Origin of the sequence: Stenotrophomonas sp. 24(2023) (assembly GCF_030913365.1) — a bacterium.
Lineage (GTDB): Bacteria > Pseudomonadota > Gammaproteobacteria > Xanthomonadales > Xanthomonadaceae > Stenotrophomonas.
Genome location: NZ_CP133160.1, coordinates 3,179,523 through 3,192,917, shown reverse-complemented (window position 1 = coordinate 3,192,917; position 13,395 = coordinate 3,179,523). Strand labels below are relative to the sequence as shown.

The following is a 13,395-nucleotide window of genomic DNA, read 5'->3' as shown; positions in this document are numbered from 1 at the left end:
AAACGTGCCCAGGAAAGGGCTCCTACAACCTCCGCATGTCACGAGAGGCGTGAGTTTTTGATGGGTCTCGCTGGAGATTAGTCACGCGGCTTGCGGCTGACAAGCCGGCACGTCGCGTAGCTATCGGTGTACTTGAAGGCTGACCCGCTTGTCTACGAAGGGTCTCAGGCCGACAACCACGAGCCTGGAAATGAGATCAGCCCCCCCCTCCCCCTGCCCATCGGCCACGCCAGGTTGGCGGATTTGCCGACGGCTCGGCTTAAACTGGGTGTCTGTGCGAAGCGGGGCATCTGCCCGCATCGCTGCAACCGTCTCCCTGATCGATCCGGCCTGCGCCCCGGACCGAACGCGACAACCCGTAGGAAGCTCTCTTGCAAACCGCTGATTCCAAAATGAAATCCCCGTCGGCCAAGGCCAGTGCAGAACACACCCCGCTGATGAAGCAGTTCTTCGCCGCCAAGGCCGACTACCCGGACCTGCTGCTGTTCTTCCGCATGGGCGATTTCTACGAGCTGTTCTACGACGATGCGCGCAAGGCGGCACGCCTGCTGGACATCACCCTGACCCAGCGCGGCAGCTCCGGCGGCGCGCCGATCCCGATGGCCGGCGTGCCGGTGCACGCCTACGAGGGCTACCTGGCGCGCCTGGTGGCGCTGGGCGAATCGGTGGCGATCTGCGAGCAGATCGGCGACCCGGCCCTGGCCAAGGGCCTGGTCGAGCGCAAGGTGGTACGCATCGTCACCCCGGGCACCGTCACCGACGAGGCGCTGCTGGACGAGCGCCGCGACACCCTGCTGATGGCGCTGTCGCGCAGCAAGCAGGGCTACGGCCTGGCCTGGGCCGACCTTGCCGGCGGCCGCTTCCTGGTCAACGAAGTGGACAACGACGACGCGCTGGAAGCCGAGCTGGCGCGCCTGGAGCCGGCCGAACTGCTGGTGCCGGACGAAGAAAACTGGCCCGATTTCCTGCGCCAGCGCACCGGTGTGCGCCGCCGCGCGCCGTGGCTGTTCGATCCGGACAGTGGCCGCCGCCAGCTGCTGGCATTCTTCAAGCTGCATGACCTGAGCGGCTTCGGCATCGACGACAAGCCGCGTGCCACGGCCGCCGCCGGCGCGCTGCTGGGCTACGTGGAAGAAACCCAGAAGCAGCGCCTGCCGCACCTGACCTCGATCGCGATGGAAACGGCCAGCGAGGCGATCGCGATGAACGCCGCTACCCGCCGCCATCTGGAACTGGACACGCGCGTGGATGGCGATACCCGCAACACCCTGCTCGGCGTGCTCGACAGCACGGTGACGCCGATGGGCGGCCGCCTGCTGCGCCGCTGGCTGCACCGTCCGCTGCGCCTGCGCGAGGTGCTGGCGCAGCGACACCATGCAGTGGAAACGCTGATCGACCGCGGCAGCGATGCCGACATCCGCGAACAGTTCCGCCGCCTGGGCGACATCGAACGCATCCTCACCCGCGTGGCACTGCGCTCGGCGCGCCCGCGCGATTTCTCCACCCTGCGCGATGGCCTGGGCCTGCTGCCGGACGTGCGCCAGGTGCTGGCACCGCTGGATTCACCGCGCCTGCAGCAGCTGCACCAGCTGCTCGGCGAACACGACGAAAGCGCGCACCTGCTGGCCAGCGCGATTGCCGAGATGCCGCCGCTCAAGCTCAGCGACGGCGGCGTGCTGGCCGATGGCTATGACGCCGAGCTGGATGAGCTGCGCCGCCTGTCCACCCATGCCGACCAGTTCCTGATCGACCTGGAACAGCGCGAACGCGAAAGCAGCGGCATTCCCACCCTGAAGGTGGGCTACAACCGCGTGCACGGCTACTACATCGAGATCAGCAAGGGCCAGTCCGACCGCGCGCCGGTGCACTACACCCGCCGGCAGACGCTGACCAACGCCGAGCGTTACATCACCGAAGAACTGAAAGCCTTCGAGGACAAGGTGCTGTCCGCGCGCGACCGCTCGCTGTCGCGCGAGAAGTTCCTGTACGAGCAGCTGCTGGACACGCTGGCCGAGCAGCTGGAACCGCTCAAGCAGTGCGCCGCCGCGCTGAGCGAGCTGGATGTGCTGGCCGCCTTCGCCGAACGCGCGCAGGCGCTGGACTGGGCACGCCCCGACCTGCAGGACGCGCCCTGCCTGAAGATCGAACGCGGCCGCCACCCGGTGGTGGAGGCGGTGCGCGAGCAGCCGTTCGAACCCAACGATCTGGACCTGCACCCGGACCGTCGCATGCTGGTCATCACCGGCCCGAACATGGGCGGCAAGTCGACCTACATGCGGCAGAACGCGCTGATCGTGCTGCTGGCCCATATCGGCAGCTTCGTGCCGGCCAGCCGCGCGGTGATCGGTCCGATCGACCGCATCCTGACCCGCATCGGTGCCGGCGATGACCTGGCGCGCGGGCAGTCCACCTTCATGGTCGAAATGGCCGAGACCAGCTACATCCTGCACCATGCCACCGCGCATTCGCTGGTGCTGATGGATGAGATCGGCCGCGGTACCTCCACCTACGATGGCCTGGCGCTGGCCGATGCGGTGGCCCGCCACCTGGCCTTCCAGAACCGCTGCTACACGCTTTTTGCCACCCACTACTTCGAGCTGACCGCGCTGGCCGATGAGCAGCATGAAGGCGGCCGCAGCGGCATCGCCAACGTGCACCTGGATGCGGTCGAACACACCGACAAGCACGGAGGCGAAGCGCTGGTATTCATGCACGCGGTGAAGGACGGCCCGGCCAACCGCAGCTTCGGCCTGCAGGTGGCCGCGCTGGCCGGCCTGCCGCGGGCAACGGTGGCGCAGGCGCGCCGGCGCCTGGCGGAACTGGAACAGCGCGGCGGCGAAAGCCATGCCGCCGGACTGGCACCGCAGGCGCTGGATGCCCCGCAGCAGTTCGGGCTGTTCACCGCTCCTTCCAGCAAGGCGCAGGAAGCCCTGTCGGCCATCGACCCGGATGAGCTGACGCCCAAGCAGGCGCTGGAAGCCCTGTACCGGCTGAAGGCGCTGCTGTAATCCAGCCGCCGGGCACGGCCCGGCGCGACCAGCTTCCCTGTCGCCGGGGTCCTCCCGGCGTCGTGAAGCCTTCGCATTTCCGTCGTGACGGCGGCGCTATGCTCGGGCGGTGTTCCCTTCACCGACCCGGAGTCCGCCGTGAATACGCAATCACTTGCCGCATCGCTCTTCCAGCAGCTGCAGCAGGGTCAGGGCCTGCAGCAGGTGTCCCAGCAGCTCGGCCTGGACAGCAGCCAGACCACCCAGGCGGTGGGCAGCGCGTTGCCGCTGCTGCTCGGCGCGATGGGCCAGAACGCCAGTGAACCGCAGGGCGCGCAGTCACTGCTGAACGCGCTGCAGCGCGACCATCTGGGCGGTGGCGGTGGCGGTTTCGACCTCGGCGGTCTTCTCGGCGCCGTGCTCGGCGGCAGCGGCAGCGGTGCGACCGATGGGGCCGGCATCCTCGGCCACGTCTTCGGCGGCCAGCAGCCCCAGGCGGCCGAGCTGCTCGGCCAGAAGACCGGCCTGGACAGCGGCACCTCGGGCAAGCTGCTGGCCATCCTCGCCCCCATCGTCATGTCCTTCCTGGCCCAGCGCTTCGCCCAGCAGGGCAATGCCAGCGAACTCAGCACCGCCCTCGGGCAGGAAGCCCAGCATGCCGGCAACGGCGGCATCGGCAGCCTGCTCGGTGGCGTGCTCGACCAGGACGGCGATGGCCAGTTCGGGGCCAGTGATCTGCTCAAGCTCGGTGCGGGCCTGCTCAAGCGCTGATCGCGCAATGCACTCCCCGCCCCTCCAATAGGCCAGCACTATCGCATCGGTTGAATCAATCAAATTTACCCATCGGTAGGCGCCGCCTATGGTGGTTGGGCCTCCCCCGATTCCACCTTTCGCCAGTCCACAGGTAGACACCCATGAAAAGCGAAGCCAAGTGCCCCTTCAACCATGCCGTCGTCGGCGATGCCACGACCAACCGCGACTGGTGGCCGAACCAGTTGCGGGTGGATCTGCTCAACCAGCATTCGTCGCGCTCGAACCCGCTCGATGCGGGCTTTGACTACGCAAAGGCCTTCAAGGGCCTGGACTACGCTGCGCTGAAGGCCGACCTGAAGGCACTGATGACCGATTCGCAGGACTGGTGGCCGGCCGACTTTGGCCATTACGGCGGCCTGTTCATCCGCATGGCCTGGCACAGCGCCGGCACCTACCGCATCGGCGACGGCCGTGGCGGCGGTGGCCGCGGCCAGCAGCGCTTCGCCCCGCTCAACAGCTGGCCGGACAACGTCAGCCTGGACAAGGCGCGCCGCCTGCTGTGGCCGATCAAGCAGAAGTACGGCCAGGCCATTTCCTGGGCCGACCTGCTGATCCTCACCGGCAACGTCGCGCTGGAATCGATGGGCTTCAGGACGCTGGGCTTCGCCGGTGGCCGCCCCGATACCTGGGAACCGGACCAGGACGTGTACTGGGGCCGCGAGACCACCTGGCTGGGCGGCGACGTGCGCTACAAGCACGGCTCCGAAGGCGTGCAGGAAGACCATGGCGTGCTGGTGTCCGACGATGATGCCGACGGCGATGTGCATTCGCGCACGCTGGAAAACCCGCTGGCCGCGGTGCAGATGGGCCTGATCTACGTGAACCCGGAAGGCCCGGACGGCAACCCCGATCCGGTGCTGGCCGCGCATGACATCCGCGATACCTTCGGCCGCATGGCGATGGACGACGAGGAAACCGTCGCCCTGATCGCCGGTGGCCACAGCTTCGGCAAGACCCATGGCGCCGGCCCGGCCGACAACGTCGGCAAGGAACCGGAGGCCGCCGGGCTGGAAAGCCAGGGTCTGGGCTGGTCCAGCACCTACGGCAGCGGCAAGGGCGGTGATGCGATCACCAGCGGCCTGGAAGTGACCTGGACCCGCACCCCCGCGCAGTGGAGCCATGACTTCTTCGAGATCCTGTTCCAGCACGAGTGGGAACTGACCAAGAGCCCGGCCGGTGCGCACCAGTGGGTGGCCAAGAATGCCGATGCGGTGATTCCCGATGCGCATGACGCGTCGAAGAAGCACCGCCCGACCATGCTGACCACCGATCTGTCGCTGCGGTTCGACCCGGCCTACGAAAAGATCTCGCGGAAGTTCCTGGCCGACCCGCAGGCCTTCGCCGATGCCTTCGCCCGCGCCTGGTTCAAGCTGACCCACCGTGACATGGGCCCGCGCGCCCGCTACCTGGGCCCGGAGATTCCGGCGCAGGAATTCATCTGGCAGGACCCGATCCCCGAAGCGAAGCACCCGCTGGTCGACGCCAAGGACATCGCTGTGCTGAAGCAGAAGATCGCCGCCACCGGCCTGAGCGTGGCCGAGCTGGTGTCCACAGCCTGGGCATCGGCCTCGACCTTCCGCGGGTCGGACAAGCGTGGCGGTGCCAACGGCGCGCGCATCCGCCTGGCCCCGCAGAAGGACTGGGCGGTGAACCAGCCGCAGCAGCTGGCCAAGGTGCTGGCGGCGCTGGAAAAAGTGCAGGCCGAGTTCAACGGCGGCGGCAAGCAGGTCTCGCTGGCCGACCTGATCGTGCTGGCCGGCGGCGTGGGCATCGAGCAGGCCGCCAAGGCCGGCGGCCATGAGGTCAGCGTGCCGTTCACCCCGGGCCGCACCGATGCCAGCCAGGACCAGACCGATGTGGAATCGTTCGCGGTGCTGGAGCCGGCCGCCGATGGCTTCCGCAACTACCTCAAGGGCCGCTACAGCGTGCCGGCCGAAGCACTGCTGATCGACCGCGCGCAGCTGCTGACCCTGACCGCACCGGAGCTGACGGTGCTGGTCGGCGGCCTGCGCGTGCTGGGCGCCAACGTCGATGGCAACAAGGACGGCGTGTTCACCGATCGCCCGGGCACGCTGAGCAACGACTTCTTCGCCCACCTGCTGGACATGGGCACGCAGTGGAAGGCCACCGGCCGCGAAAGCTACGCCGGCAGCGACCGCAGCAGCGGCGCGCCGCGCTGGACCGCCAGCCGCGCCGACCTGGTGTTCGGTTCCAACTCGGTGCTGCGCGCCGTGGCCGAGGTCTATGCCAGCGGCGATGGCGAGAAGAAGTTCGTGCAGGATTTCATCGCCGCCTGGACCCGGGTGATGGAACTGGACCGCTACGACCTGCACGGTTGAGGTGACCCGGTAGCTGCCAACCTTGGTTGGCACACGACACAACGCCCACCAAGGTGGGCGACTACCAAAGCAGCCACGTCATGACCCGGTAGCTGCCAACCTCGGTTGGCACGCGACACAGCGCCCACCAAGGTGGGCGGCTACCAAAGCAGCCGCGTCATGACCCGGTAGCCGCCAACCTTGGTTGGCACACGACACAACGCCCACCAAGGTGGGCGGCTACCAAAGCAGCCGCGTCATGACCTGGTAGCTGCCAACCTTGGTTGGCACACGGACCACGCCCACCAAGGTGGGCGGCTACCAGAGCAGCCACGTCATGCACCCGTCGCTGCCAACCTCGGTTGGCACGCGACACAACGCCCACCAAGGTGGGCGGCTACCAAAGCAGCCGCGTCATGACCTGGTAGCTGCCAACCTCGGTTGGCACACGGACCACGCCCACCAAGGTGGGCGGCTACCCGAGCTACCGCGACACAACGGCGGTGGGTTCAACGCGCCCCCGCCTTCAACCGTTCCAGGATCGGCGTGAACAGCGGCGCCTGCATCGAACGTGGCGGCTGCACCGCCTTGCCCTTCTTTACCGCCTGCCAGTACGACCACGGCAACGCCTTGTTGCCCAGCTCGTAATCCATGCCGTCCCAACCATCCTCGCGGAACGCATAGAACGCCCAATGCACGCGCTGCTGCTCGGCCACCGCCAGTACGTCGCGCAGGTAGGCCCCGCAATCGGGCCAGCGGCGCATGCAGCCGAACTCCCCGATCACCATGCGGTTGGCGCCGATGCCATGGCTCCTGGCCCAGTCCATCGGCTGCTGCAGGTAGCCGCGCACGCGCGCCGCATCCCAGTGCACCTGCTCGCCACCGAACGGCACCGTGGCGGGGTAGCGGTAGGGGGTGGCCCGCGTCTGGTTGGGGGCGCTGGTGGCCGCGTATGGTTCATACATGTGCACGCTGTACAGCAGGTTCGCGTCATCCAGCGGCGCAGGCCAGTAATCGAACGCATCGGCCGCGGCATACCAGCCGGCATCGAGCATCAGCGGCATGTCCGCATCCACGTCGCGCACACGGGCGATCAGCCCGCGGTAGAGCACCCGCAGATCCCGCGGGCCACCCTGCACGCCCGCATACCAGTGCTGCATGGCCGCAGCCGGCGCGTGCTCGGCCAGCGTGGTGCCGTACTCCGGTGCCGGCTCGTTGATCAGGTTGTAGGCAGCCAGCGCCGGATGCCCCTTCAAGGCCGTGGCCAGGTCGTGCCAGAAACGCTGGGCCGGTTCATGGTTGTCCAGCGACTGCCACAGCCGCGTATCGACCACGCCGCCGTTCTTCTGCTTCCAGCGCAGCAACGGGAGCGACAGCGGCACCAGCACCACCTTCAGACCCGCCGCCCCGGCATCGTCCAGCACCCGGCGCAGGGTGACCACATCGGCCGCCACCAGCCCCTGGTAGTCGTCGGCGTTGCCCATCAGGAAATCGCGGCCACCGGCGCTGCGCCACTTGTCCGGCGTCAACCGGACCCAGGTCGCCCCGGTGCTGCGCAGGGCCTGGAAATAGGCGCGGTCAGGGGGCGTCTCATTGAAGCTGTTGCCCCCGCGCTGTGGTGTATCCCAGAAGGTGATGTCGGCGGCGGACACGGGGGCAGCGGCAGCAAGGGCCACGCACAGCAGGCTGCGGTGAAGGAGCATGGCGATCTTCCATGAAAAGGAAGGCCCAACGTGAGGGACGCCAGCCGAACGGCGGATGAGCGTACCGGTTACGGCATCCGTGGGTGCCGGGCCATACCCGGCGAAAACGTCAAAGCGCGTCCAGGTCACCCAATGCACGGATCAACCGCCGCGCCCGCTTGTCCGGGCGATGCTCCGGCGGCTGGAAGCCATCACGCGCGGCGATACGCAACGCGCGCTGCTCGGCACGGCGCAGGCGCGAGGCCTCGCTTTCGACATACAGCTGCTGCGCCACCGGTGCCGGCCCGCGCTGATCACTGAGCCCGGTCACCCGGATCTCGAAGTGCTCCTCCCCGCGGTCCACCTGCAGCTGCTCGCCCACGCGTACCGCACGCGAGGATTTCGGGCGTTGCCCGGCCACGCTGACCTTGCCGGTTTCGATCGCCTGCTTGGCCAGGCTGCGGGTCTTGAAGAAACGTGCGGCCCACAGCCAGACATCCAGGCGGACACTGGGCTGCACAGGGGAAAGCTCGGACATCGTCGGGCGTTACTCCGGGGGTTTGTAGAGGTTCTTGGGATTTGCCGGATCGGCGCGGCAGCCGGTACCGCCAATCAGTGGCTGGACATCGCGCATGTCCTTGCGCTGGCTGCCCACCAGGCATTCAGCACGGTCGGTCGGCCGCACCTGCGTGTCGGCCCAACGGTCATTGGCTGAACATGCGGCCAGACCGACCGCCATCACGACCACCCCGATTCCTTCCGCCCGAATCCATTGCCGCATTGCCACATCCCTCTGACCGGCTTGGTGGTAGTGTGCGCCTCCCGCTGCCTGATCTCCACCCCATGGCCAAAGCGCCGCTCGACCTGACCTCCGGACCCATCGGCCGCAACCTGCTGCTGTTCTCCCTGCCCATCCTGGCCGGCAACATCGCCCAGTCATTGAACGGCTCGGTGAACGCGGTCTGGGTTGGTCGTTTCCTCGGCGAAGCGGCGCTGACCGCCACGGCCAACGCCAACAACATCATGTTCTTCCTGATCGGCTCGGTGTTCGGCTTCGGCATGGCCTCCACCATCCTGATCGGCCAGGCCATGGGCGCACGCGACGTGGCACAGGCGCGCCGGGTGGTCGGTACCAGCGCCACCTTCTTCATCGGCATCTCGGTGATCATCGCCATCGCCGGCTGGTTCCTGGCCCATCCGCTGCTGGCAGCGATGGGCACCCCGGCCGCCTCGCTGCCGCTGGCCGAGGCCTACCTGCGCATCATCTTCCTGGCGATGCCCACGCTGTATGCCTTCGCCTTCCTGACTGCGGCCCTGCGCGGTGCCGGTGATTCGCGCACGCCCTTCCGCTTCCTGCTGGTGTCGGTGGCGCTGGACATCGCACTGAACCCGGTGCTGATCTTCGGCCTCGGCCCGTTCCCCGCGCTGGGCATTGCCGGTTCGGCGTGGGCCACGCTGGTGGCGCAGACGCTGTCGCTGGCCGGCCTGCTGCTGTACATGCGGCGCAAGCGCCATGTGCTGTGGCTGGGCCGCGCCGAGATGCACCTGTTCAAGCTGGACATGACGATCCTGCGCGCGCTGGTGGTCAAGGGCGTGCCGATGGGCCTGCAGATGGTGCTGATCTCGCTGTCGGTGATCATGCTGATGACCATGGTCAACCAGTACGGCACCGACACGGCGGCCGCGTATGGTGCATCGCTGCAACTGTGGAACTACGTGCAGATGCCGGCGATGGCGATCGGCGCGGCCTGTTCGTCGATGGCCGCGCAGAACGTGGGTGCCCAGCGCTGGGACCGCGTGCGCGGCACCGCACGCCAGGGCATCCTGTTCAACTTCCTGCTGACCGGCGCGCTGATCCTGCCGCTGGTGCTGCTGGACCAGTACTCGCTGGCGCTGTTCCTGCCGCAGGGCAGCGAGTCGCTGCAGATCGCCCGGCACCTGAACCACGTGGTGATCGGCTCCTTCCTGTTCTTCGGCGTGAGCTTCGTGATTTCCGGCGTGGTGCGCTCGACCGGCGCGGTCATTCCGCCGCTGCTGATCCTGGCGGTATCGCTGTGGGGCGTGCGCGTGCCCTTCGCTGAGTTCCTGCAGCCGTACTGGGGCGCCGACGCCATCTGGTGGAGCTTCCCGGCCGGCTCGCTGGTGTCGATGCTGCTGTCGCTGGCGTATTACCGCTGGGGCGGCTGGCGCAAGGCGAAGATGATGGCCACGCCGGTGCATGCCGAGGAACTGGCGACGCCATCGGAGATTCCGGCGTGCCCGCCGTCACCGGTGGCCGACCCGGATGCAGCGTTGGAATCGGCGCCGCCACGCTGACCCGTCTTCGCGCCGCGGTACTCGCCGGGCCTGGCCCGGCGCTGCCGGGCGCTTGGTGACCGGGCGCTACCGCTTCTTTCTTTCCGCGTTGTGCTTGGCCGCTGCGCGCAGCAACGCCTTGAGCGCCGCGGCATTGGGCAGCGCATTCTCGCGGATGTCGATCGCGCGCCGGGTGTTGCCCTCCAGGCTGGCGTTGAACAGGCCTTTCGGGTCCGGCAGGGCCGCGCCATGGGCAAAGGTCAGCTTGACCACCTGCGTGTAGGTTTCGCCGGTACACAGGATGCCGTGGTGCTCCCAGACCGGCACGCCGCGCCATTTCCAGGTTTCCTCCACGCCCGGCACCGCCGCGTGGACCAGGCCACGCACCCAGGCCAGGGTGTCGCCACGCCAGTCGCCAAGTTCGGCGATGCGGGCATCGATCAGGGCAGCAGGATCAGCGGCAGCAGCAGGCGTGCGGGGCATGGTCGTGGCACCGGGCAGGAGTTGCCGAAGCCTAGCGCCGGACCGGCTCGCGGTCACGGCGCGGTGCGCCATGGCCGCACTCAGGCCGGCGGCGTATCCGGCAGGTCACGCCACAACGGCAGGCGGTGACGCAGGCGCAGGCCACGCATGAGCGCCGCCATCAGCAGCCCGAACCCCGCACCGGCCACCAGCGCGGCAAACACCGCCATGGCCGACGACAGCGTGCTGCCACGCCACAGCAGCAGCCACATCAGCAGGCCCCAGGCGAAGGCGAACCAGACGCCCATCAACAGGGTATTGGCCGTCATGCTGGCCAGCATCGGCGGGGCAACGGTAACGCCGCTGCGCCACAGCACGCGGTGCAGCAACGGTGCCGACTGCCGCCGCGGGACGCCAGCGGCATCAAGGTGGCGCAGGGCCAACTGCACCTTGGCCGGATACTTCTGCTCAGGGGTATTCATGCGGTTGAACATACCGCCGCCAACCGCGCAAACGCAAACGGCCGCCCGAAGGCGGCCGTTGCGGCAACACCGTGAGGTGCTGTCGGGGACCTTACTCGCCCTTTTCGGCGGCCAGGCGGGCAGCCTTGGCCTGCGCAGCGGCAGCCAGGTCTTCCTTGATGCGGGCAGCCTTGCCTTCCAGGCCACGCAGGTAGTACAGCTTGCCGGCGCGGACCTTACCACGACGCTTCACTTCGACCGAGTCGATGATGGCGCTGTGGGTCTGGAAGACGCGCTCGACGCCGTAGCCGTGCGAGATCTTGCGGACGGTGAACGAGGAGTTCAGGCCGGCATTCTTGGTGCCGATCACGACGCCTTCGTAAGCCTGCACGCGCTCACGGTTGCCTTCCTTCACCTTCACGTTGACGACAACGGTGTCGCCCTGGCTGAACTTCGGCAGTTCGCGGGTGATCTGGGCGGATTCGAATTCCGCGACGATGGACTTGTTCAGCTTGCTCATTGGGTTACACCGATTCTTGTTCGGGTGGGCGTGTCGTTTCGACAACGTAGGCTGATGCAGTCACTGGACTGTGCTGCACGTTTGTTGTGGGTACTGCGCGCGCCGGCCGAGGGCTGGCGGGAATTGGCCATGATAGCCGATCAGGCGCCCCCTGCGCTAGGGGGCGTCCGTGCGGGAACGGGCCTGGCGGGCCTGCTCCAGCAGCTTGCGGTCGGCCTTGCCCAGGCTGGCCTCGTCCAGCAGGTCCGGGCGGCGTTCCGCGGTGCGGATCAAAGACTGCTGCCGGCGCCAGGCGGCGATGGCGGCATGGTTGCCCGAACGCAGCACCTCCGGCACGTCACCCAGCGGGTGCTGGGCCGGCTGGCTGTAATGCGGGCAGTCGAGCAGGCCCAGATCACCCTCGAAGCTGTCCTGGGCCGCCGATTCAGCATCGTTCAGCGCCCCGTCCTGCAGCCGGGCCACGGCATCGATGATGACCGCCGCGCCCAGTTCGCCGCCGGACAGCACGTAGTCGCCGAGGGAAATCTCCTCGTCGACATGGGCTTCCAGGAAGCGTTCATCGATGCCCTCGTAACGGCCGCACAGCAGCACCACGCGGGGCAATACCGCCAGCTCGCGCACCTTGGCCTGGGTCAGCGGCGCCCCCTGCGGGCTGAGGTAGATCACCCGGGCCGGGGTCGGATCCGCGTCACGGATGGCCTGCAGGCAGGCCTGCAGCGGCTCGATCAGCATCACCATGCCCGGGCCGCCGCCGAACGGGCGGTCGTCCACCCGGCGGTAGTTGCCCTCGGCATGATCGCGGGGGTTCCAGCCGTGCAGGCTGAACAGCCCCTTTTCCTGCGCACGGCCGACCACGCCCAGGCCTGCGGACTGGGCGATGAATTCCGGGAACAGGGTGATGACGTCAAAACGCATCGCGCGACTCAGAAATCCGGGTCCCAGTCGACCACGACCAGGTTGGCGTCGAAATCCACCGAAACGACAACGTCCGGCTGGATGAACGGAATCATGCGCTCACGATCACCGCGCACGACCACCACATCATTGGCGCCGGTGCTGAACAGGTGCGAGACCTGGCCCAGGGCAACGCCCTCGACGGTCTTCACGTCCAGGCCTTCCAGATCGACCCAGTAGTACTCGTCCGGCTTCGGCGGCGGCAGCGCGCTGCGGGCCACGAAGATCTCGGTGCCGTGCAGGGCTTCGACCGTGTCGCGATCCTCGATGCCCGGGAAACGGGCCACCAGGTGCTTGCCGCTGTCGCGGCCACGGGCGCCTTCAAGCGTCGATTCCTGCCCGGCAGGGCTGCGCAGGATCCACGGCTGGTAACGGAAAATGGCGGAACGCGGCTCGGTCCAGGACTCGAGCTTCAGTTCGCCGCGCACACCAAAAGCGCCGACAACCCTGCCCAGCAGGATGCGGCGCTCGATATCTTTCATCTGCTTCAACCAAGAGGGCCACGCCGAAGCGTGGCCCGTCAGGATCAGGCCGCAGCGGCCTGGGACTTGGTCGCTTCCTTGATCAGGTTGCGGACCTTGTCGGTCGGCTGGGCGCCGTTCTTGACCCAATGGTCAACGCGGGCCAGGTCCAGCTCGATGCGCTTCTCGGCGCCCTGGGCGACCGGGTTGTAGAAGCCAACGCGCTCGATGTTGCGGCCGTCGCGCGCGCTGCGCACGTCGGTCACGATGATGTGGTAGAACGGACGCTTCTTGGCGCCGCCGCGGGTCAGTCGAATCTTGACCATGGTGGTTTTTCCTATGTTGCCCAGTCGCCAGGATGGCGCGGTAAGCGGGCGATTATAGCGGCAGCGGCCAGCTGCGCCAACCCCGCCTGTTCAGGCGCTCCAGTACGCTCGCCGGG

13 protein-coding genes are annotated in these 13,395 nt (G+C 67.7%); 4 read left to right on the top strand and 9 right to left on the bottom strand.

Translation table 11 applies throughout. The features are described from left to right. Positions 1 to 371: 371 nt before the first annotated feature. The 3 genes from mutS to katG all read left to right on the top strand — a co-directional run bounded on the left by mutS (position 372) and on the right by katG (position 6,139). Entirely contained in the window at positions 372 to 3,008 is a 2,637-nt protein-coding gene (gene mutS, locus Q9R17_RS14460; protein WP_308155293.1) for a DNA mismatch repair protein MutS, read from the top strand. 138 nt (positions 3,009 to 3,146) lie between these two features. Then, positions 3,147 to 3,758 (top strand): DUF937 domain-containing protein, encoded by a 612-nt coding sequence (locus tag Q9R17_RS14455; RefSeq protein ID WP_308155292.1) that lies wholly within the window; start codon positions 3,147 to 3,149, stop codon positions 3,756 to 3,758. A 143-nt stretch (positions 3,759 to 3,901) separates the two neighbouring features. Continuing rightward, the gene (katG, locus tag Q9R17_RS14450; RefSeq protein ID WP_308155291.1) at positions 3,902 to 6,139 is read left to right on the top strand and encodes a catalase/peroxidase HPI; all 2,238 of its coding nucleotides are present in this window, start codon (positions 3,902 to 3,904) and stop codon (positions 6,137 to 6,139) included. Positions 6,140 to 6,627: 488 nt separating this feature from the next. Here the strand turns inward: katG and Q9R17_RS14445 are convergent, their stop codons facing one another. From Q9R17_RS14445 to Q9R17_RS14435, 3 genes are all read right to left on the bottom strand, one after another. Continuing rightward, entirely contained in the window at positions 6,628 to 7,821 is a 1,194-nt protein-coding gene (locus tag Q9R17_RS14445) for a cellulase family glycosylhydrolase (protein ID WP_308155290.1), read from the bottom strand. A 109-nt stretch (positions 7,822 to 7,930) separates the two neighbouring features. Continuing rightward, entirely contained in the window at positions 7,931 to 8,338 is a 408-nt protein-coding gene (locus tag Q9R17_RS14440) for an RNA-binding S4 domain-containing protein (protein ID WP_308155289.1), read from the bottom strand. A gap of 9 nt (positions 8,339 to 8,347) precedes the next feature. After that, a complete protein-coding gene (locus Q9R17_RS14435) occupies positions 8,348 to 8,581 on the bottom strand; it encodes a hypothetical protein (RefSeq protein WP_308155288.1) in 234 nt (77 codons plus the stop codon). A 62-nt stretch (positions 8,582 to 8,643) separates the two neighbouring features. Between Q9R17_RS14435 and Q9R17_RS14430 the strand changes: the two genes are divergently transcribed. Then, on the top strand, positions 8,644 to 10,116 hold the full coding sequence (locus tag Q9R17_RS14430; protein WP_308155287.1) for an MATE family efflux transporter: 1,473 nt from the start codon (positions 8,644 to 8,646) through the stop codon (positions 10,114 to 10,116). Positions 10,117 to 10,182: 66 nt separating this feature from the next. On the opposite strand, the gene Q9R17_RS14425 is transcribed toward Q9R17_RS14430, so the two are convergent. The 6 genes from Q9R17_RS14425 to rpsP all read right to left on the bottom strand — a co-directional run bounded on the left by Q9R17_RS14425 (position 10,183) and on the right by rpsP (position 13,279). Then, the gene (locus tag Q9R17_RS14425) at positions 10,183 to 10,578 is read right to left on the bottom strand and encodes a DUF1801 domain-containing protein (RefSeq protein WP_308155286.1); all 396 of its coding nucleotides are present in this window, start codon (positions 10,576 to 10,578) and stop codon (positions 10,183 to 10,185) included. Between the two features lie 80 nt (positions 10,579 to 10,658). Then, positions 10,659 to 11,039 carry a DUF6404 family protein gene (locus Q9R17_RS14420; RefSeq protein WP_308155285.1) on the bottom strand — a complete coding sequence of 127 codons (381 nt, stop codon included), beginning with the start codon at positions 11,037 to 11,039 and terminating at the stop codon, positions 10,659 to 10,661. A gap of 91 nt (positions 11,040 to 11,130) precedes the next feature. Then, positions 11,131 to 11,538 carry a 50S ribosomal protein L19 gene (gene rplS, locus Q9R17_RS14415; protein ID WP_308155284.1) on the bottom strand — a complete coding sequence of 136 codons (408 nt, stop codon included), beginning with the start codon at positions 11,536 to 11,538 and terminating at the stop codon, positions 11,131 to 11,133. Between the two features lie 156 nt (positions 11,539 to 11,694). Continuing rightward, entirely contained in the window at positions 11,695 to 12,453 is a 759-nt protein-coding gene (gene trmD / locus Q9R17_RS14410) for a tRNA (guanosine(37)-N1)-methyltransferase TrmD (protein WP_308155283.1), read from the bottom strand. An 8-nt stretch (positions 12,454 to 12,461) separates the two neighbouring features. Then, positions 12,462 to 12,974 carry a ribosome maturation factor RimM gene (gene rimM / locus Q9R17_RS14405; RefSeq protein WP_308155282.1) on the bottom strand — a complete coding sequence of 171 codons (513 nt, stop codon included), beginning with the start codon at positions 12,972 to 12,974 and terminating at the stop codon, positions 12,462 to 12,464. A 44-nt stretch (positions 12,975 to 13,018) separates the two neighbouring features. Then, positions 13,019 to 13,279: a 30S ribosomal protein S16 gene (rpsP, locus tag Q9R17_RS14400; protein WP_005415733.1), complete on the bottom strand. Its 261-nt coding sequence runs from the start codon at positions 13,277 to 13,279 to the stop codon at positions 13,019 to 13,021. Positions 13,280 to 13,395: the final 116 nt, after the last annotated feature.